This window comes from Aliirhizobium wenxiniae, assembly GCF_019511445.1.
Classification (GTDB): domain Bacteria; phylum Pseudomonadota; class Alphaproteobacteria; order Rhizobiales; family Rhizobiaceae; genus Neorhizobium; species Neorhizobium wenxiniae_A.
Genome location: NZ_JAEUAN010000007.1, coordinates 78,949 through 99,724 on the forward strand (window position 1 = coordinate 78,949; position 20,776 = coordinate 99,724).

16 protein-coding genes are annotated in these 20,776 nt (G+C 58.5%); 7 read left to right on the forward strand and 9 right to left on the reverse strand.

The window, feature by feature from the left end; all coding sequences use genetic code 11:
• Positions 1-167 precede the first annotated feature (167 nt).
• From JNB91_RS10790 to JNB91_RS10815, 6 genes are all read left to right on the forward strand, one after another.
• Entirely contained in the window at positions 168-2,051 is a 1,884-nt protein-coding gene (locus tag JNB91_RS10790; protein ID WP_220325512.1) for an ABC transporter ATP-binding protein, read from the forward strand.
• Entirely contained in the window at positions 2,048-3,952 is a 1,905-nt protein-coding gene (locus JNB91_RS10795) for an ABC transporter substrate-binding protein (protein ID WP_220325513.1), read from the forward strand. The genes JNB91_RS10790 and JNB91_RS10795 overlap by 4 nt, the downstream gene beginning before the upstream one ends.
• Positions 3,949-4,947: an ABC transporter permease gene (locus JNB91_RS10800; RefSeq protein ID WP_220325514.1), complete on the forward strand. Its 999-nt coding sequence runs from the start codon at positions 3,949-3,951 to the stop codon at positions 4,945-4,947. Before JNB91_RS10795 ends, JNB91_RS10800 begins: the two co-directional genes overlap by 4 nt.
• Positions 4,944-6,119, forward strand: coding sequence for an ABC transporter permease (locus JNB91_RS10805; RefSeq protein WP_220325515.1), 1,176 nt, complete (start codon positions 4,944-4,946; stop codon positions 6,117-6,119). Before JNB91_RS10800 ends, JNB91_RS10805 begins: the two co-directional genes overlap by 4 nt.
• A gap of 106 nt (positions 6,120-6,225) precedes the next feature.
• On the forward strand, positions 6,226-7,476 hold the full coding sequence (locus JNB91_RS10810; protein WP_220325516.1) for a glycosyltransferase family 4 protein: 1,251 nt from the start codon (positions 6,226-6,228) through the stop codon (positions 7,474-7,476).
• A complete protein-coding gene (locus tag JNB91_RS10815) occupies positions 7,473-8,615 on the forward strand; it encodes a glycosyltransferase family protein (RefSeq protein ID WP_220325517.1) in 1,143 nt (380 codons plus the stop codon). Before JNB91_RS10810 ends, JNB91_RS10815 begins: the two co-directional genes overlap by 4 nt.
• 2 nt (positions 8,616-8,617) lie before the next feature.
• Here JNB91_RS10815 and JNB91_RS10820 read toward each other — a convergent pair whose 3' ends face one another.
• The 3 genes from JNB91_RS10820 to JNB91_RS10830 all read right to left on the reverse strand — a co-directional run bounded on the left by JNB91_RS10820 (position 8,618) and on the right by JNB91_RS10830 (position 11,613).
• A complete protein-coding gene (locus tag JNB91_RS10820) occupies positions 8,618-9,826 on the reverse strand; it encodes a glycosyltransferase family protein (protein WP_220325518.1) in 1,209 nt (402 codons plus the stop codon).
• Between the two features lie 220 nt (positions 9,827-10,046).
• Entirely contained in the window at positions 10,047-11,054 is a 1,008-nt protein-coding gene (locus JNB91_RS10825; protein WP_220325519.1) for an NAD-dependent epimerase/dehydratase family protein, read from the reverse strand.
• A gap of 163 nt (positions 11,055-11,217) precedes the next feature.
• The gene (locus tag JNB91_RS10830) at positions 11,218-11,613 is read right to left on the reverse strand and encodes a response regulator (protein ID WP_220325520.1); all 396 of its coding nucleotides are present in this window, start codon (positions 11,611-11,613) and stop codon (positions 11,218-11,220) included.
• 278 nt (positions 11,614-11,891) lie between these two features.
• Between JNB91_RS10830 and JNB91_RS10835 the strand changes: the two genes are divergently transcribed.
• Positions 11,892-12,290: a DUF1236 domain-containing protein gene (locus tag JNB91_RS10835; RefSeq protein ID WP_220325521.1), complete on the forward strand. Its 399-nt coding sequence runs from the start codon at positions 11,892-11,894 to the stop codon at positions 12,288-12,290.
• Positions 12,291-12,356: 66 nt separating this feature from the next.
• Here JNB91_RS10835 and pncB read toward each other — a convergent pair whose 3' ends face one another.
• The 6 genes from pncB to JNB91_RS10865 form a co-directional block, all read right to left on the reverse strand.
• Complete coding sequence (pncB, locus tag JNB91_RS10840) at positions 12,357-13,661, reverse strand: nicotinate phosphoribosyltransferase (RefSeq protein WP_220325522.1); 1,305 nt, start codon at positions 13,659-13,661, stop codon at positions 12,357-12,359.
• 222 nt (positions 13,662-13,883) lie between these two features.
• Complete coding sequence (locus JNB91_RS10845; protein ID WP_220325523.1) at positions 13,884-14,834, reverse strand: 2-hydroxyacid dehydrogenase; 951 nt, start codon at positions 14,832-14,834, stop codon at positions 13,884-13,886.
• Positions 14,835-14,849: 15 nt separating this feature from the next.
• A complete protein-coding gene (locus JNB91_RS10850; RefSeq protein ID WP_220325524.1) occupies positions 14,850-16,478 on the reverse strand; it encodes an ABC transporter ATP-binding protein in 1,629 nt (542 codons plus the stop codon).
• A gap of 4 nt (positions 16,479-16,482) precedes the next feature.
• Positions 16,483-17,610 (reverse strand): ABC transporter permease, encoded by a 1,128-nt coding sequence (locus JNB91_RS10855; RefSeq protein ID WP_430736267.1) that lies wholly within the window; start codon positions 17,608-17,610, stop codon positions 16,483-16,485.
• 20 nt (positions 17,611-17,630) lie between these two features.
• On the reverse strand, positions 17,631-18,713 hold the full coding sequence (locus JNB91_RS10860) for a microcin C ABC transporter permease YejB (protein WP_220325526.1): 1,083 nt from the start codon (positions 18,711-18,713) through the stop codon (positions 17,631-17,633).
• 128 nt (positions 18,714-18,841) lie between these two features.
• Entirely contained in the window at positions 18,842-20,677 is a 1,836-nt protein-coding gene (locus JNB91_RS10865; RefSeq protein WP_220325527.1) for an extracellular solute-binding protein, read from the reverse strand.
• Positions 20,678-20,776: the final 99 nt, after the last annotated feature.

The window sequence follows — 20,776 nt, forward strand, 5'->3', positions numbered from 1 at the left end:
GGCAGGCTTCTTATGGCATGGACTATCATCATAGCTCTGCGCTACGTTCAACTCTGCTCCAGCGTCAACCTGATCAGGTGCCAAAAGATGCATTCCGACAAATTTGATTTTGCCGTCACACGGAAATGCGAATTGCTTCAGCGAGACGCCTTGGGAAAAACCGCCCGATGACAACATTCGTGCCCGACCTGCTGCGGATAGAAAATCTGAGCGTCAGCTTCCCGGTGTTCGGCAGCAGAATTCAGGCCGTCAACAATCTGAGCATGCGGATCAGGCCCGGCAAGGTTACTGCGCTGGTGGGAGAGTCCGGATCCGGCAAATCCGTCATAGGCCGCACGATCGTCGGGATCGAAAGCCCGCTGGCTTCGATATCCGGCCGCGTGTTGTTCAATGATCCGGCAAGCTCGGAAGGCCCGGTCGATCTACTCCAGTTGCCGCAGGACGGACGGCAGATCCGGGCTATTCGCGGCAATCGGATCGGGATGATTTTTCAGGAGCCGATGACGTCGCTCTCGCCGCTGCATACGATCGGCAACCAGATCGATGAGGCGCTGCGGATCCACGACGCGTCGTCACCTGCTGAGCAGCGGGAGCGGGTCTACGATACGCTGTCCCTTGTGGGGTTCAAGGATCCGGCCAAAGTCCACGCGATGTATCCGTTCGAGCTGTCCGGCGGAATGCGCCAGCGCGCAATGATCGCCATGGCGCTTGTCTGTCGCCCTGCCCTCCTGATCGCAGACGAGCCAACGACGGCGCTCGACGTGACGATCCAGGCACAGATCCTCAAGCTTCTGCGTGACCTGCAATCGCGTTTCAACATGGCGATGCTGCTGATCACCCATGATCTCGGCATCGTCACAAATCTTGCCGACGAAGTGGTTGTCGCCTATCGCGGCGAGGTGATGGAAGCAGGCAGTGTGGACGATATTTTTCGCCGCCCGGTGCATCCCTATCCGAAGGGCCTGATCTCGGCGATCCCGACATTCGAGATGGAGCGTGGCCAGCGTCTGAAGCCGCTTCGCGAGATCAATATCGATACCGCCAGCCTGATGGAAACCGGCTACCTCAATTCGGGCGGTTCACGGACGATCCTTTCAGTCAATCACATCAGCAAGACGTTCAAGGCCAAGAAGCGCAAGCTCGGCAGCCACGAAAGCAATGTGACGCTTGCCGTCGATGATGTCAGCTTCGATATCAGGCGCGGCGAAAGCCTTGGACTTGTCGGCGAAAGCGGCTGCGGCAAGACCACGCTCAGCAAGATCCTGATGCGTGGGCTGACCGCGGATACAGGTGCTGTCGTCTTCGAAAGCGAGAAGGGACCGATCGATGTTCTTTCTGCGCAAGGCGAAGAATTGGACATGCTGCGCCAGCGCATACAGATGGTTTTTCAGGATCCCATCTCGTCGCTTTCACCACGGATGACCGTGCGGGAAATCATCAGCGAGGGGCTGGAAATTCATGGCCGCGGGTCGCGCGCCACGCGTCTGGAGGCGGTTCGGCGGCTTCTGCGCACGATCGGTCTCGATGACAATGCGCTGAGCCGGTATCCGCACAGTTTTTCGGGAGGCCAGCGGCAGCGTATCGGAATTGCCCGGGCTCTGGCGCTCGGCCCTGAACTTTTGATCTGCGATGAGCCGGTCTCGGCGCTCGACGTGTCGATCCAGGCGCAGATCCTCAATCTCCTGAAGGATCTCAAGCGGGACCTGGGTCTGACCTACCTGTTCATCTCGCATAATCTTGCCGTGGTGAACTACATGGCGGACCGGGTGGCCGTCATGTATGCAGGAAGGATCGTCGAGATCGGCCCCTGCGAGATCATCATGCGCAACCCGATGCATCCTTACACCCGACGGCTGATCGCGGCAGTACCCATCCCCGACCTCGACCGTCCGCTGAACCTCGACCAGCTCGACATTCCGAAAAAGCCGACCCAGGACTGGAACCCGGCCTTCATTCAGGATGAGGGCGAGCGCCTGACCCAGATCGATCTCGGCGGTGGGCATTTCGTTCTGGCCAAGCCTCAGGCGAGTATCCGGGAGCTGCAGCCATGATCAAACGCCGGACAATGCTCAGCCTTATGGCGACAGCTCTTCTACCCTTTCAGGCGAGGGCTGCCTTCACCGGTTCGGATTATCTCTCCGACGACATCAAGGCCGGCAAGCTGCCGGATGTTGCGGAGCGGTTGCCGCGCAATCCGCGCGTCGTCAACATCGGTGCGAAAAGTATGAAGCCCGGGCGGCACGGCGGCGTCGTGCGCATGCTGATCGGTGGCCAGCGCGATATCCGCCTCATGCCGATCAGCAGCTATTCGCGTCTGGTTGGTTACGACGAGCATTTGAACCTGCAGGCCGACATTCTGGAAAGTTTCACCTCCGAACAAGATCGCGTGTTCACCTTCACATTGCGGGAGGGACACAAATGGTCGGACGGCTCACCGCTGACAACGGAGGATTTCCGTTACAGCTGGGAAGACGTGATGAACAACAAGGAGCTTCATCGCGGCGGCATTCCGGTCGATCTCAGGGTCAACGGCAAAGGGCCGACATTCGAGATTTTGGATGAGCGGACAGTACGATACAGCTGGGCTGAACCAAACCCGGATTTCCTGGCACAATTGGCGAAACCTTCGCCGCTCATCATCTACATGCCGTCGGCCTATCTGAAGCAGTTTCATCCACGCTACCAAAGCGCGGACAAGATTGCCGAGATGCTGAAGACGTACAAGGCGCAGGACTGGACCGACTTGCACCAGCGGATGTCGCGCACGGTACGCCCGGAAAACCCGGCGCTGCCGACGCTCGACCCTTGGTATAACAGCACCAAGCCGCCGGCCGGGCAGTTCGTCTTCCTGCGCAATCCGTTCTTCCACCGTGTCGACGAGAACGGACTGCAGCTGCCGTATATCGATAAAATGGTGCTGAATATCAGCTCGCCCGATCTTATCGCCGCCAAGGCGGGTTCCGGCGATAGCGACCTGCAATTCGCCAATGTCGATTTCTCCGATTATACGTTCCTGAAGGCGGCCGAAAAGCGGTTGCCCATGAAAGTGGATCTGTGGAAGCGGACCCAGGGTTCGCGCGTGGCGCTGGTCCCCAACCTCAACTGCAAGGACGATGTCTGGCGCGGGCTGTTTCAGGATGTCCGGGTGAGACGGGCGTTGTCGCTGGCAATCGACCGCGAGGAGATCAACAAGGCGGTTTTCTTCGGCCTTGCGCATGAAGCCGGAAACTCGATCCTGCCTGACAGTCCCCTGTTCAAGCCGGAATACGAGCAGGCCTGGGCAAGCCACGATATCGACATGGCCAACAGGTTGCTGGACGAAGCAGGCCTGACGAAGCGCAACGAGGATGGCCTGCGGCTTCTGCCAGACGGACGTCCGGCAAAGATCATCGTCGAAAGCGCCGGCGAAAGCACGTTCGAGAGCGACGTGCTGGAACTGATCACCGATCACTGGTCGAAGATCGGCATTGCGATTTTTACCCGCGTGTCGCAACGCGAGATCTTTCGCAAGCGGGTGATCGGCGGCGAGACGCTGATGTGCGTCTGGATGGGTCTCGACAATGGCGTGCCGACGGCCGAAATGTCGCCCAACGAACTGGCGCCGACCTTCGACGATCAGATGCAGTGGCCGGTCTGGGGGCTTCACTATCTTTCCGGCGGACGCGATGGCCACCCGCCCGACCTGCCGGAAGCCATCCAGCTTCTCGGACTTATGAAGGACTGGAAGACGGCTGGAACGCATGAGGAGCGGGAAGCCATCTGGCATTCGATGCTGACCATCTTCACCCAGAGCGTCTTTACCATCGGCATCATCAACCAGGCGCTTCAGCCACTCGTCTATTCATCGAAGTTACGCAACATTCCGGAAAAAGCATTGTTCGGCTACGACCCCACATCCTTCCTCGGCGTCTATATGCCTGACACCTTCTGGTATGAGGAGGATCACGTATGATCCGCTATATTCTCTGGCGGATCATGGTGATGATCCCGACGCTGATCCTCATTTCCATGCTGGTGTTCACCATTATCGAGCTGCCGCCGGGCGACTATTTCGAGAGCTATGTCGCAGAAATGCGGGCGATCGGCGAGCCCGCCGACATGCAGGAGATCGAGGAGCTGAGGGCTCGCTACGGGTTCGACCAGCCATTGCCGATCCGCTACTTGCACTGGGTCGGCGGGATGATGGTCGGCGATTTCGGCTATTCCTTCGAATACCGGCTGCCGGTTTCCGACGTCGTCGGTGACCGGCTGTGGCTGACCATTCTCGTTTCCGTCGTAACGATCATCCTCACCTGGCTGCTCGCCTTCCCGATCGGCATCTATTCCGCCACGCACCAGTATAGCTGGGGTGATTACGGGCTGACGCTGCTTGGTCTGATCGGCCTTGCCGTGCCGAATTTCGTGCTGGCGCTGATCCTCATGTATTTCGCGAATGTCTGGTTCGGCACGTCGATCGGCCACCTGATGGATCAGAAATACCTGAACCAGCCGATGAGTTGGGACAAGGCGATGTCGATCCTCGAACATCTGTGGATCCCGGTCATCATCATCGGCACGGCCGGAACCGCCGGCATGGTGCGGCGGCTGCGGGCAAACCTGCTCGATGAGCTGCGCAAGCAATATGTGATGACGGCGCGGGCGAAGGGGCTGCATCCCTTCAAGGTGCTGACGAAATATCCGCTGCGCATGTCGCTCAACTTCTTCATCTCGGATATCGGCTCCATCCTGCCGCAGATCATTTCCGGTGCGGAAATCACCGCCGTCGTGCTGTCGCTCGAGACGACCGGGCCGATGCTGATCAAGGCGCTACAGACACAGGACATGTATCTTGCCGGATCGTTCCTGATGTTTCTCGCCGTGCTGACCGTGGTCGGCGTGCTGATCTCGGATATCGCGCTTGCGCTGTTTGATCCGCGCATCCGTCTTTATGGAGGACGGACGCGATGAGCATGCAATTGCCCCCGGACGGCCAGCCGCTGCCGCATTACGTTTCTGAAGCGCCTTTCGACCCCTATGCTTTCGACAAGACGGGACAAGGCGTGCCGCTTGCCAAGCGAGCATCACAGTTTCGCCTGATGTGGTGGCGGTTCAAGCGGCACAAGCTGGCGCTTTATTCCGGCATATTCCTGCTGCTCGCTTACCTGTCGATCATCATCGCCGAGTTTCTGGCGCCGTATAATCTCCATACGCGCAACATGGATCACATCTATGCGCCGCCGCAATCGGTGCATCTTTTCCATGACGGGAAGTTCGTCGGTCCGTTCGTCTATGGGCAGAAAATGACGCTCGACATGGAGAACCTGAAGCGCGTCTATACCGACGATCCCGATCAGGTGCAGCGGCTGCGCTTCTTCTGCAAGGGCGATCCCTACAAGTTTTGGGGCCTCATCGATGCGGAGCGGCATCTCATCTGCCCGGCGGAAGGCGGCCAGATGTTCCTGTTCGGAACCGACAGGCTCGGGCGGGATGTCATGTCCCGGGTCATTTATGGCGCGCGAATTTCGCTGACGATCGGCCTTCTCGGCATCACCACAAGCTTTGTGCTGGGCATTCTGATCGGCGGGCTTGCCGGCTATTGGGGCGGCAAGTTCGATCTGGTGGTACAGCGTATCATCGAAGTGCTGCAATCGATCCCCAGCATTCCGCTCTGGCTGGCGCTTGCCGCGATCATGCCGGTCGATTGGAGCCCTTTTGTCATCTATCTCGGCATTACCTTCATTCTGGGGCTTTTGGACTGGACCGGACTTGCACGTGCGGTGCGCTCCAAGCTGCTTGCGCTTCGCGAGGAAGACTATGTGATGGCGGCGCAGCTGATGGGGGCCAATCACTGGCGCGTCATCGGCCGTCATCTTATTCCCGGCTTCATGTCTCACCTTATCGCCAGCGCGACGCTGACCATTCCCGGCATGATTTTGGGCGAGACGACGCTGAGCTTTCTCGGGCTCGGCCTGAGGCCGCCGGTGACGAGCTGGGGCGTGCTTCTGACCGAGGCGCGTACGGTGAATGTCGTTGCTCTTTATCCCTGGCTGCTTATTCCGGTCATCCCGGTCATTCTGGTCATTCTCGCCTTCAACTTCCTGGGAGACGGCCTGCGCGACGCGGCGGACCCCTATCACTGACTTGCGCGGCTCAGAACGGGCGGATACTGGTTTTGCCGGCCGATCCTCGCAGGGGATATCGGCCGGCAAAGACCGCATAGGAACGACGTTGAACATACCGAAAAAGATGGTCGTGCTTTTGAAGGGCTATCCACGCCTTTCGGAGACCTTCATCGCGCAGGAACTGCGCGGCCTGGAACTGGCAGGCTTCAAGCTGGAGCTGATGTCGATGCGTCGGCCGACCGACAAGAAGCGGCATCCGGTACATGACGAGATCGAGGCCCCCGTACACTACCTGCCGGAATATCTGCACGAAGAGCCTCTGCGCGTCGCCAAGGGGTTTTTCCATTGGTTCGGCAAACCAACCTTTCGGGCCGCAGCCAAGGCATTCCTGAACGACCTGCCGCGCGATATCAGCCGCAACCGCTTTCGCCGCTTCGGGCAGGCGCTGGTGCTTGCCCGCGAGTGGCCACAGGGTGCGGACTGGCTGCATGTGCATTTCATCCACACACCGGCTTCGGTCGCACGCTACGCCTCGCAGCTGCTCGGCATACCCTTTACCGTTTCCGCCCATGCCAAGGACATATGGACAAGCCCCGACTGGGAACTTTCCGACAAGCTCGATGATGCAAGCTGGACGGTGACCTGCACCCGTGGTGGCGCCGATCATCTGCGCACGCTCTCAGAGAACGCCGGCAAGGTGCATCTCAGCTATCATGGCCTCAATCTCAGCCGCTTTCCCTCCCCCGACAGGGCAACCGCTACGCGTGACGGTTCCGATCCGAATGATCCCATCGCGATCCTCGCCGTTGGCCGCGCGGTGCCGAAAAAGGGTTTTGATATCCTGCTCAAGGCACTGGCGCTGCTTCCTGCCGATCTTCATTGGCGGCTCGATCATGTCGGCGGCGGGGACGAGCTGAAGGTGCTGAAGCCGCTTGCGGAAGAACTCGGGCTTTCGGGCCGCGTCAACTGGCACGGAGCCATGTCGCAACAGGAAGTGCTGCAGCGTTATGGTGAGGCCGATATCTTTGCCCTACCCTGCCGGATCGGCAAGGATGGCGATCGTGACGGGCTGCCGAATGTTCTGGTCGAGGCGGCCAGCCAGCGGATCCTCTGCATCTCGACAACGATTTCCGGCATTCCGGAACTGTTCGTCGATCAGGAAAACGGACTGCTTGTCGAACCGGAAGACCCACAGGCATTGGCTATCGCAATAGAAAGCGCGATGCGCCATCCGTCGGAACGCGACCGGATGGCCAGGAATGCTGAAGCGAAAGTCCGCGGTCATTTCGACCACAAGACCAGCATAACCGATCTGGAGAGATTGTTCTCCTTAGCCTATTCGCAACCCGCCACCAAGGAGCATCCGCAGCCATGACATCACCGCGCGTGCTCTTCTATGTCCAGCATCTGCTCGGAATCGGCCATATCGCCCGGGCAAGCCTGGTTGCGTCCGCGCTGGCGGAGGATGGTTTCGATGTGACGATGGTGACCGGCGGCCTGCCTGTGCCCGGTTTTCCAGGACCTGGCATCAAGCATGTGCGCCTGATGCCGGAAGTTACCTCCCGCGAGGGGTTTTCAGGGTTACAGGACATCAATGGAGCAGCACTCGGGCCGGAGGGCGAGCGTCAGCGCATGACGCAGCTGCTAGCGGTTCTCGGCGACACGAAACCGAATATCGTCATCACCGAAGCTTTTCCGTTCGGTCGCCGACAGATGCGCTTCGAGCTTTTGCCGTTTCTCGATGCGATCAAGGCGATGCGGCCAAAGCCGCTGCTGTTTGCTTCGATCCGCGATATCCTGCAGGTGAACAAGAAGCCGGGACGGGACGAAGAGACCGTGGCGCTGGTCAAACAGCATTTCCACCGCGTGCTCGTTCATGGCGACCGGAATCTGACGCGGATCGAAGACACGTTTCCGCTTGCAGATGAGATCGCGGACAAAGTGCTCTATACCGGTTTAGTGGCACCGGCCGCCCCCACCCCCTCGCCCGAAAAATATCGAGTGATCGTGTCTGCCGGCGGCGGAGCGGTTGGGCAGAAATTGCTGAATGCCGCCGTTGCGGCGCGCGGCCTGATCGCATCGCCCGGGCGCTGGTGCGTCATCACCGGTCCGAACCTCGATGCGGCAAGCTTTGAAAGCCTTGCCTCAATGGGTGACGGCGATATGGATGTGTTTCGTTTCAGAAGCGATTTCCGGCAATTGCTCGGCAGTGCAGAGCTGTCGATCTCACAGGCGGGCTACAATACCGTCTGCGACGTGCTGCGAGCCGGTTGCGGGTCACTGCTGGTGCCTTTTGCGGCTGGCGGCGAGACGGAACAGACGGCGCGCACCGTGAAACTACATGAACTCGGGCTGGCGGAATATATTGAGGAAGCCGCGATCACGCCTGAAATGGTGGCGACCGGTATCGAGAAGGCGCTTGCGCAACGTGGCAAGGCTCATCTCGACCTGAACATGGATGGCGCGCGGGAAACGGCGCGGCTGCTGCGCGATGAACTCAGCCACGCCGGCTGAAATCAGCTCTCGACGACAGAGAGATAATCCGGGCGCTTTCCCTGCAGATATTCCTGCACGATGGCGGAAAGATTGGGCAGGCCTTCGAGGCGGTAATCCGGTGCCGTTACAGACGGAGGATCGCGGAGAAGCAGTTCCTTTATCGCCGCAGAGAGCCTCAAACCATCCGAGGAATGGTCCGGATGCAGCATGGCCACCAGCCCGAGCTCGGTCGCCCTCATCGCGCGGATCAACTGTTCCTGCCGCGGAACCATGCGCGGGATGATCAGCGCCGGCTTGTCGAAGGACAGGATCTCACAATAGGTATTGTAGCCCCCCATGGCGACGATCGCCCGTGCATTGGCGATCAGGTCTTCCATGCGGTTGTCGAATTCGATGACTTCGAGACAGTCATGCTGCCCGGCCGCCTTGAGCAGTTCGGTTCGCTGCTCTCCAGGCATATAGGGGCCGAGCACGATCAGCGCCTTTTCGGTCAATGTCGGATCAGCCTGATAGGCATTGATCACGTCGCGGACGAGATCGTAGCCATCACCGCCGCCACCGGTCGTCACAAGAATATAGCCGTCGCGCTTCGGCAGCGATGTCGTTCGTTTTGTCCAGGCCTTGCGCTGAAGGAAGCCGACGAAGGTCATCTTACGGCGAAGCGATGGCGGCACGTCAAGCCCGGTGAGCGGATCGTGAAAATCGGGAGGGCCATAGACCCAGACGTTATCGTAGAGCTGATCGATTTTCGCCATCACATCGTTACGACGCCATTCGGCATCCAGAAGATGCGGCGCGTCCATCACGTCACGCAGACCAAGCACCAGCAGCGTGCCGCGGCTCTTGAGATAGACCAGCGTGTCTTCCACTTCGCGACGAAGACCGAGCGGCTCCTTGTCGACGATGAAGATATCCGGCTGGAAGGATTCGGCCGTCTGGCGAATGATCGCCTGGCGCATTTCCAGCGTTTCTTCGAGATTGATATGCTCGTCCATCGACGTGTAATCGCCATTGCGCAGCTTGATCACGCTGGGGATCTTCACGTAGTCGACACGCGAACGATAATCGAAGGCACCGGCGATCGTCGCGCCGGAGATGATAAGCACATGCGCGCCCTGGAAGTTTTCGACCAGGTGATTGGCGATCGTCATGCAGCGGCGAATGTGGCCGAGCCCGAACGTGTCGTGGCTATACATGAGGATGCGGGCATCTCTGAAACCCTGTGACATGCCCTTGACCTTTGATAAAATCTGATCTGTGTTTCGAGACACCATAAAGTCTTTCAAAAGCGAAGCCAAGCTGGCGAAAATCGCAGCTAAGCCTAACTCTTTGACCCTGTCTTGGATAATAATGCACTCCCGAACTGGGGTGCGAATACGGCGAGAACAAGCCTCATGCTATGGACGTGACAACATCGTTACCAACAGCGTGAAGCTTTTAAGTCTTTATTCACTCGATCTCGGATCGGTGATCGAGATACCAGCGGACAAATGCGCCGACGCCTTCTTCCACTCCGGTTTCCGGCTTGCGTCCTGTCAGGGCGAGAAGCAGATCGGGGCTGGCGAAGGTGCGTGGGACATCGCCCTTCTGCATGGGCAACATCTTGCGCCTTGCCGGCTTGCCCATGGCCTTTTCGATGACTTCGATGAAATCGAGAAGCCCGACAGGCTGACCGCCTCCGAGATTGACTGTGCGGAACGGACCTTCAGCCGAAAGCGTATCGATTTCCGCGACACGGTTCGCTTCAGACGGAGGAACCTTCGACAGATCGATGATGGAATCGACCAGATCATCGATATAGGTGAAGTCCCGGCTCATCTTGCCTTCGCCGTAGATCTCGATTTCCTCATCGTCCAGCATTGCCTTGACGAACTTGAAGAGCGCCATGTCCGGCCGGCCCCAGGGACCGTAGACGGTGAAGAAGCGGAAGGCCGTGGTCGGAACCTTGTAGAGATGGGCGTAGCTATGCGCCATGACCTCCATCGACTTCTTGCTGGCGGCATAGAAGGTCAGCGGTTCGTCAGCCTTGTCGGTTTCCCGGAAAGGAATACCCGGATTGGCGCCGTAGACGGACGAGGTCGAAGCCAGCATCAGATGACCGACACCGACCTCGCGAGCAATCTCAAGGATATTCCACGAGCCGATAAGGTTGGAATCAAGATACGCCTTCGGATTTTCGAGGCTGTAGCGCACGCCTGCCTGAGCTGCCAGATGGACGATCACATCGGGCTTGAAGGTTTTGACCGTCTCCTGAAGAAGAGCCTTGTCTTCCAGCATGCCCTGAACGAAGCGGAAGGACGGGAACTGCGCAAGACCGGCATTGCGCGCCTCCTTCAGGCGCAGGCTGTAATAGGGCGTCATCCCGTCGAAACCGACGACCTCATGGCCATCCTGCAACAGCTTGCGCGCCAGATGAAACCCGATGAAACCTGCCGTACCGGTAATGAAAAAACGCATGTTCGCTTCCGCCATTGATGGGCATGACTTACCCAATCAAAAGGATTGAAGCAACGAGCCGCTAAAGCATTTCCGCCTTTCTTCGAAACGCGAAACCGCCCTATCTCTTTGTCTTTACGCTATTCCGGACGCAAAACCGGTTCCCACTTTTGCTGGAATTGCTTTAGTGGAAAAGCCTGAGGCGCGCCGGCGGGATGCCGGGCTTTCCGTTCTTGCGATCGACAGCAAACTGGATGAGATCCATCGAAGCCTGATCCGTAAGAGGCTTGGCCATGACACCGAGAACGCCATCGACACCGGAGGAAACGACCCCGGGATTTCCCGTGATCATGATGACGACAATACCGTATTCCGCCAAAACCCTTGCAATCTCCGGGCCGGTCTCACCATCCGCGAGCCGCACATCGACGAAAGCGATATCCGTGTCCCTTGTATAGTTGAGCGCCACCTTCATGTCGGGGGCAATGCCGACCACATCATGACCGCTACGCTGAACGGCCTCCTCTATGTCCATTGCGACGAGCAGGCTGTCTTCGACAATCAGAAAGCGATATTCCACGGGCACTTCTCCCATTACTCAAGCGGCAAATAGTTGGCGCTCACCGCTTGGCAATAGGCATCACGCGGATCGCTGCCATTTTTCCGGGCTTGGTTAAGTGTTTGAACCTCGCGGCTTTTGGGCTTCGGCACGATGACAGCCAAAGACAGAAACACCAATCTGCAACAGGCTGAGTGATCTCCAAATATTTCGGGCTTTGCACAAAGGTGAGCGGGCTTTCGGAACCGTTTCATCCATCAGGCGGTTCTTTGGCCGGAAGTCAAAAGAGGAGAAGAACCATGAAAAAGATCATTCTTGCTTCCTGCGTAATCTTCGCAGCAACGCTTTCGGGCCAGGCCTTTGCACAACAGGGCACCGTGACCGGCGCTGCAGGCGGTGCCGTGACTGGCGCCGTCGTTGGTGGTCCCGTGGGGGCGGCTGTGGGCGGTGTGGTCGGCGCGATCGCCGGTACCGCGATCGACCCGCCGCCACGCGAGGTGATTACCTATGTCGAGCAACAGCCAGCTCCGACAACGGCAGTTACGATCGAGCAACCGATCGTGGTCGGCAAGCCGGTACCGGAAACGGTCGTGCTGACGCCGGTGCCGAGCAACACCAAATACGCCTACACCGTCGTCAACAATCAACGTGTGATCGTCGATCCGCAAACCCACACCGTGGTGCAGATCATCGAGTGACTTTCGGATTGAGAGTAAGCCCCGCCGCTGCGGCGGGGCTTACTCATTCAAGGTTCCATAGAAGAGTTACACGACCAGTGTCTGGTCGACCCGGTCGTCATCGCCGAACAGGCGAAGGTAGCGCTGAACCTCCCTGGCATCTCCGGTCGCTTTTTGCGGGTTATCCGACAATTTCACGGCGGGGCGGCCGTTTGCTTCGCTGACCTTGCAGACAACCGAAATCGGCTTCAGCCCATCGATCTGGGTTGGCGCGCAACCTGCAAAATCGTTGGTGAGATTGGTGCCCCAGCCGAAACTCATGCGCACGCGGCCTTCAAAATGCTTGTAGGTGGCGATGATCGCATCGACATCGAGACCGTCGGAGAAGATCAGGAGTTTTTCCTTGGGATCGCGGCCAACCTTCTTCCACCAGTCGATGATCTTCTCGCCGCCTTCGATCGGCGGGGCACTGTCGGGGCGGAAGCCCGTCCAATCAGCCACCCAATCCGGCGCATCCCGCAGAAACGCGGTGGTGCCGAAAGCGTCGGGCAGCACGATAAGCAGGTTTCCGTGATAAAGGCGGTTCCAGTCCTTCAGCACCTGGTATGGCGCGTTGCGCAGCTCTTCATCAGTCTGCGCCAAAGCGGCAGCGACCATCGGCAGCTCGTGCGCGTTGGTACCAACGGCCTCCAGATCGCTATCCATAGCCAGCAATACATTGCTTGTGCCGGTAAAGCCGCTGCCGATGCCTTCCTTCAGCGCCTCGACGCACCAGCGCTGCCAAAGGAAGCTATGGCGGCGGCGAGTGCCGAAGTCGGAAATCCTCAAGCCAGGTAGCTCACGCAGACGCTGCACTTTTTCCCACATCCTGGCCTTGGCGCGGGCATAGATGACATCGAGCGTGAAATAACCGAGCGACCGCATGGCGGTCCGCGAGCGCATCTCGTTGATGATGGCGAGTGCGGGAATTTCCCACATCGTGGTGTCCATCCACTTGCCGTGGAAATTCAGCTCATACTGTCCATTGCGCCGGGAAAGCTCGTATTCGGGCAGCTTGTAGTTGGAAAGCCAGGTCAGGAACTCCGGCTCGAAAATCTGGTTGCGGCCATAAAACGTGTTACCCGCCAGCCAGATCATTTCCTTCTTGGAAAGACTGACCGTGCGGGCGTGGTCGAGCTGTTCGCGCAAGGCGCCTTCATCGATCTCGTCGGCCAGCCGCACGCTGGTGGTCCGATTGATGACGGAAAAAGTTGCATCGACATCCGGATAAAGTTTCCAGATCATCTGCAACATCAGAAGTTTGTAAAAGTCGGTGTCGATCAGACTGCGGATGATCGGATCGAGCTTCCAGCTGTGATTGTACACCCTGGTTGCGATATCGGTCTTGGTCATGCCTGCCCCTGTCCCGGTTGCCTTAACCGGTCGGCCTCACTCGCTAAAGAGGCAAGCTAACAATCCCACCTCCCGGCAGCTTTATCGGGAAAAAAATCGATTAAGTCCAGATGCAGTTCAATTGTCGCAGTACTGATAATTGTGCCTGACCTCCTGCATTCATGCGATGAAACCGACAACCCGGCGCGCCTGGCCCGATTGTCGGCGCTAGACATGAGGCCGTCAGTAACCTGTCGTCCTGTCGACGACGTGCTGCAATGCCTCTCCTCGTTCGAACCGCTCCATCTGAACCTCCGCATTGCGCAAAAGCGCGCGGATATCGGATGCAGAAGCTGCATGGGGCGTGACGATCACATTATCCATCGACCAGAAAGGGCTGTCCGGCGACAACGGCTCCTGCTCGAAAACGTCGAGAGACGCGCCGCCAAGGATTTTGGCTTCGAGAGCAGCGATCAGATCTTTTTCCACCTGGCTGCCACCGCGTCCGGCATTGATGAACACAGGTGCTCCAAGCGGACCTTTTTGACGAAGTTTTGAAAAGAGCGATGCGTTGAAGATGCCGCGCGTCTCGTCCGTTAGCGGCAAGAGCCCGACGAGCATGTCGGTGCGGGCCAGAAAGGCATCGAGTTGCGACGCATCGTAGGTTTCGATGCCCTCGCTCGTCTTCTTCGTGCGCGACCAGCCAATGACGTTGAAACCCATGATCTTCAGCTTGCGGACACTATCTTGGCCGAGCACGCCTAACCCCATGACACCGACGGTCAGGTCCTTCGCTTCCGGTTGATGCAATTCCTTCCAGATGCGTGCACGTTGCTGGGCGGCATAGGCCGGGACCTGGCGCAGGTGGCTGAGGCATTGAAGCACGACCCACTCGCTCATGCGAGTGGTAAGGCTTTCATCGACGAAACGGACGATCGGGATATCCGGCAGGCCGGGCGTGGCGAGGATGGAATCGACACCGGCACCGCCGGAGAACAACACTTTCAGATCGGGGGCGCGATCGAAGAGATCGAGGTCCGGCTTCCAGAGAAAAGCATAGCTTGCATTGGAAAGATCCGCCGATTTGTCGGATGCGTGCAGGACCTGGCGTCCGGCGAGAGCGCCAACCAGAGCCTGATCCACATCACGACGTCCGAATTTCAGGTCAATGACGACCGCACCCTTATCCGACAAGACTGTTCTCCCTGATTACTGACCGATAGCGCCGTTTTCCACGGCTTCGATGTTGAAGGCCGCGGCCATCAAAGCCTTGGTGTAATCCTCTTTCGGCGCCCTGAAGATCGCCTCGGACGGCCCCTCTTCCACCACCTTGCCCATGCGCATGACGATAACGTGGTTGGCGAGCGCCTTCACCACTTTCAGGTCATGGCTGATGAAGAGGTAGGCGAGATCATGCTTGGCTTGCAGATCGCGAAGAAGATCCACGACCTGCGCCTGCACCGTCATGTCGAGCGCCGAGGTCGGCTCATCCAACATGACGAAACGCGGTTTCAGCACCATGGCGCGGGCAATGGCGATACGCTGCCGCTGGCCGCCGGAAAATTCGTGCGGGTAACGCCATCGGGTTTGCGGATCGAGGCCGACTTCCTGCAAGGCCCAGGCCACCCGCTGATCTCGCTCGTCTGCGGAAAGCGAGCGCTCGTGGACCTTCAATCCTTCGGCGATGATCTCGCCTACCGGCATGCGAGGGCTGAGCGAACCGAAGGGGTCCTGAAAGACGACCTGCAAACGATTGCGGTAAGGCAGCATTTGCTTGAAGGAATAACCGTTGATCGCATCGCCGATGAAGACGATCCGGCCTTCGGACGCAATCAACCGGGCGAGCGCCAGACCGAGCGTCGTCTTGCCCGATCCGGATTCGCCGACAATGCCCAGTGTCTCGCCGGCCCGGAGCGTCAGATCCACCCCATCGACCGCCTTCACGTGATCGACGACCTTGCGCATGAAACCGGCCTTGATCGGGAACCAGACGCGCAGGTCCTTTGCCTCCATCACGACCGGACGGGCCGGATCGGCCGTCGGCGGTTCGCCGCGCGGTTCGGAAGCGAGAAGATGCTGGGTATAGGCATGTTGCGGGCGCTCGAAGACATCGGCGACCGTGCCTTCCTCGACGATCCTGCCCTTGGTCATGACGCAGACGCGATCGGCGAATTTGCGGACGATGCCGAGATCATGGGTGATGAACAGCATCGACATGCCATGCTCGCCCTTCAACTTGCGCAGGAGTTCGAGGATCTGAGCCTGAACAGTGACGTCGAGCGCAGTTGTCGGCTCGTCGGCGATCAAAAGCTTCGGCCGGTTGGCGAGCGCCATGGCGATCATCACACGCTGGCGCTGGCCGCCGGAGAGTTCGTGCGGATAAGCGGTCAGGCGCTTTTCCGGTTCGCGGATGCCGACCTGATTGAGCAGTTCCAGGATGCGGGTACGGGCAGCGGCCCCGGTCATGGCCTGGTGCATCTCCAGAATTTCGCCGATCTGCTTCTCGATCGTGTGAAGCGGATTGAGCGAGGTCATCGGCTCCTGAAAAATCATCGTGATGTCGTTGCCGCGCATATGGCGCAGTTCCGCTTCGGATGCCTTCAGCAGATCCTTGCCCTGAAACAGGATTTCGCCCGAAGGGTGGCTTGCTGCCGGATAAGGCAGAAGCTTCAGGATGGAATTGGCGGATACCGATTTGCCTGAGCCGGATTCACCGACCAGTGCCACGACTTCGCCAGGACGGATATCGAAGGATACGCGGTCGACAGCGAGCGTTTCGGCGTCGCCCTGATGGAAGGCGACGGACAGATCACGAACGGAAAGGAGTGCGTCTGTCATCATGTCACCTGAACGTCTTGCGGGGGTCGAAGGCATCACGCACCGCTTCGCCGATGAAGATCAGAAGCGACAGCATGATCGACATGGTGAAGAAAGCCGTCAGACCCAGCCAGGGCGCCTGAAGGTTATTCTTGCCCTGGGCGATCATTTCTCCCAGCGACGGCGAGCCGGGCGGCATGCCGAAGCCGAGGAAGTCGAGCGAAGTCAGGGTCGCGATCGAGCCCGAGAGGATGAAGGGTATGAAGGTGAGTGTTGCCACCATCGCGTTGGGCAGGAGGTGACGAACCATGATCGTCCAGTTGCCGACACCAAGTGCACGCGCCGCGCGCACATATTCGAAATTGCGGGCGCGCAGGAATTCGGCTCTCACCACGCCGACAAGGCTGACCCAGGAGAAAAGCAGCAATATGCCGAGCAGGATGAAGAAGCCGGGCGGCAAGATCGAGGCGATGATCAGCAGGATGTAGAGGACCGGCATGGCCGACCAGATCTCGATGAAACGCTGCATCAGAAGATCGGTCCAGCCGCCGAAATACCCCTGTACGGCACCGGCTCCAACGCCGATGACGGCCGAGCAGATGGTGAGCGCTAGACCGAACAGGACTGAGATGCGGAAACCGTAGATCATCCGCGCCATGACATCGCGCGCCTGATCATCGGTGCCGAGCCAGTTCATGTTACCGAGAATGCAGTTCGGATCCTGATCGCCTTGCGGATAGGCCTTGCAGCGATCCTCCTTCGCCATCAGCCAGAAGGGTTCTGTTGGGGCGGAATGGGGGATCTGCGAATTGACCGTCTGATAGGAATAGCGGATCGGCGGCCAGACCATCCAGCCATTGGCGTTGATCTCTTCCTGGATGAAGTCGGAGCGATAGTCGGTGGTCGCGAGAAAACCGCCGAACTTTTCCTCCGGGTAATCGACCAGAACCGGATAGAGGATCTCGCCCTTGTAGGAGGCGACGATCGGCCTGTCATTGGCGATGAATTCGGCAAACAGGCTGAGCGTGAACAGGATCAGAAAGATCCAGAAGGACCAGAAGCCGCGTCGGTTGGCCCGGAAATTGGCCAGCCGGCGCTTCGTCGTGGGCGACAGGAATGGACGTTTCGCAGATGCCATCGTCTCGACCGACATTGTGGTGGAAGGGACGCTCATCAGACATCCCTCCGCTCGAAATCGATACGCGGATCGATCCATGTGTAGATCAGATCGGAGATCAGGTTCACCACAAGGCCCATCAGCGAGAAGATGAAGAGCGTGCCGAAGACGATCGGATAATCACGGTTGACGATCGAGAGATAACCGAGCCGCCCCAGCCCATCGAGCGAGAAGATGTTTTCGATCAGCAGCGAGCCGGTGAAGAAGGCCGAGATGAAGGCACCCGGAAAACCGGCGATGACGATCAGCATGGCATTGCGGAAAACGTGGCCGTAAAGCACCTGCCGCTCGTTCAGCCCCTTGGCGCGGGCGGTCGTGACATACTGTTTCTTGATCTCGTCGATGAAGGAATTCTTGGTCAGCAGCGTCGTCGTGGCGAAAGCCGACAAGGACATGGCGATCAGCGGCAGGGTGAGATGCCAGAAATAATCGCCGATCTTCTGATACCAGGTGAGATCGTCGAAATTGTCCGAGACCAGACCGCGCAGCGGGAACCAGTCGAAGAAGGAACCGCCGGCGAACATGACGATCAGAAGGATGCCGAACAGGAAGCTTGGCACGGCGTAACCGACGATGATGACGCCGGACGTCCAGATGTCGAAGCTCGATCCATCCTTCACCGCCTTGCGGATGCCGAGCGGGATGGAGATCAGGTAGGAGACGATCAGGATCCAGAAGCCGAGCGAGATCGAAACCGGCAGCTTGTCGATGATCAGGTCGATCACCGGCGTGTTGCGGAAGAAACTCTCGCCGAAATCGAAGCGGATATAGTTCCACATCATGTCGAGAAAGCGGGTGAGCGGCGGCTTGTCGAAACCGAACTGCTGCTCAAGCTTCTTGATGAATTCCGGATCGAGGCCCTGGGCACCGCGATAGTTCGAATCGGAGCTCATGCCTTGAGCCGACAGGTCATTGCTGGCGCCCGACAGCCGGTCGCCGGAATCCTGTCCCTGGACCTGGGCAATGATCTGTTCGACCGGGCCACCCGGTGCGAACTGCACGACCAGAAACGAAATTGCCATGATGCCGACGATGGTCGGGATCATCAGCAATACGCGGCGTAGAATATAGGCGCCCATCAGAGCGTCCTGCCGAACGGTTCGGGCATATCACCGCGGTTCCCTGCAACGATCAAGCGGGCTTCCTTCGTCTTCAAGCGAATCAATCCGGGCATTTGGAACAGTTGGGCCTTCAAGGTGCAAGCATCTTACTTGCCGGCCTGTTTGGCAAACCACGCGTCGGGAAAACCGGTCCCGTATTCCGGCAGCTTTTCCGGATGTCCGATGCGGTTCCAGTAAGCGATCTTCTCCTCACCGGAATAGAACATCGGCACGACATAGTGGTTTGCGAGCAGGACACGGTCCATCGCCTTGACGGCTGCAACCTGTTCATCGCGGTTCGGTGCGAAAACGATCTTGCGGATCAGGATATCGACGGCCGGGTCGGCGATGCCGGCATAGTTGCGCGATCCCTGGCGATTGACGGATTCCGAACCCCAGAATTCGTTCTGTTCGTTACCGGGGTTCATCGTTTGCCCCCAGACACCGAAAATAATGTCGTAATCGAAGCTGCGGACGCGGTTGATATATTGCGAGGCATCGACCGTGCGAATGCGAGCATCGATGCCGATCTTCTTGAGGCTATTGATGTAGGGCGTGACAGTACGCTCCTGCCCGGCATTGTTCAGCAGTATCTCGAAGCTAAGGGGCTTGCCGGTCTTGGAATTGACCATGCGGTTGCCCTTCAGCTCGTAGCCTGCCTCCTTCAGCAGACCAACTGCCGTACGGAGGTTATCGCGCACCTTGGCCGGATCGCCATTGACCGGATTGGCGTAGGGCTTCGTGAAGACGTCTGCCGGAACCTTGTCTTTCAGCTCGTTGAGGATTTCCAGTTCCTTGCCCTCAGGCAGACCGGAGGACGCAAGTTCGGTGCCCCAGAAGAAACTGTCCACTCGCTTCAGGCCGCCAAAGGCGAGGTTCTTGTTGAGATCCTCGAAATCATAGGCGTAATTCAACGCCTCGCGCACCCGCGCATCCTTGAACATGTCACGGCGCATATTGGGTACATAGGCCTGCATGATACCGACCGCCTTGAACGGGTTGGTCAGTGCCTCCTTCGTCACCCGTCCATCCTTGACCGCATCGAAATCGTAGCGCGTGGCCCAGCGACTGGAGCTGTTTTCCTGCCGATAATCGATGTTACCGGCTCGGAAGGCTTCGAACTGAACGTCGCTGTCGGAAAAATAAGTATAGCTGATGGTGCGGAAATTATGCTGACCGATGTTGATCGGCAGATCCTTGCCCCAATAGTCGTCGCGCAACTCGTAGCGGATGACCGAGCCGGGCTGGACGGAGGCAACCTTGTAAGGCCCGGAGCCCATGGGCACTTCCAGCGAGGTGCGGGAAATATCACGCTTCTTGCCCTGGCCGTCGGTTCCTTCCCACCAATGCTTCGGCAGGATCGGGAAATCGCCGACGATCGAGGGCAGTTCCCTGTTGTTCTTCTCATCGAAGCGGAAAGTCACCTCGCGCTCGCCGGTCTTTTCCGCAGCGGTCACATGCCGGTAGTAACCGGAATAGAAGGCGCTGTTTTCTTTCAGCTTGTCGAGGCTGAAGACGACGTCTTCAGGGGTCACCGGCTCGCCATCAGCCCATTTGGCTTCCGGCCGCAGGCGAAACGTCACCGACGACATGTCATCGGGATAGGCAACCGATTCGGCGAGCAGGCCATAGGTACCGAACACCTCGTCTTCCGATCGCTTCATCAGCGTATCGAAGATCATGACTACGCTCGGGGCAACGGCTCCTCGATCGATCGCAAGGTTCAGGTTGTCGAACGTACCTGACTGCGCCAGCTTGAGCTCGCCTGTCTTGGGGGCATTCACATCGACATAGGGAAGTGCCTTGAAATCTACCGGCAATTGCGGTTCGCCGACCACGGCCATGCCATGGCGCCATTTCAGCTCATCCGCTAACGCCCCTGAAGCCATGAGCGAAGCTGCCATGGCGATTGCGAGGCCTTTGCGGAGCCGAGCCAAATCCATGTTTTTCCCTTTTCATTCGATTTGTTGCGGAGAAGCATAAGGCAAAAGGCGGCAAAAAACAGGAGCGGCCGGTCACAAGCGATTTATCTTAAGGCTGGA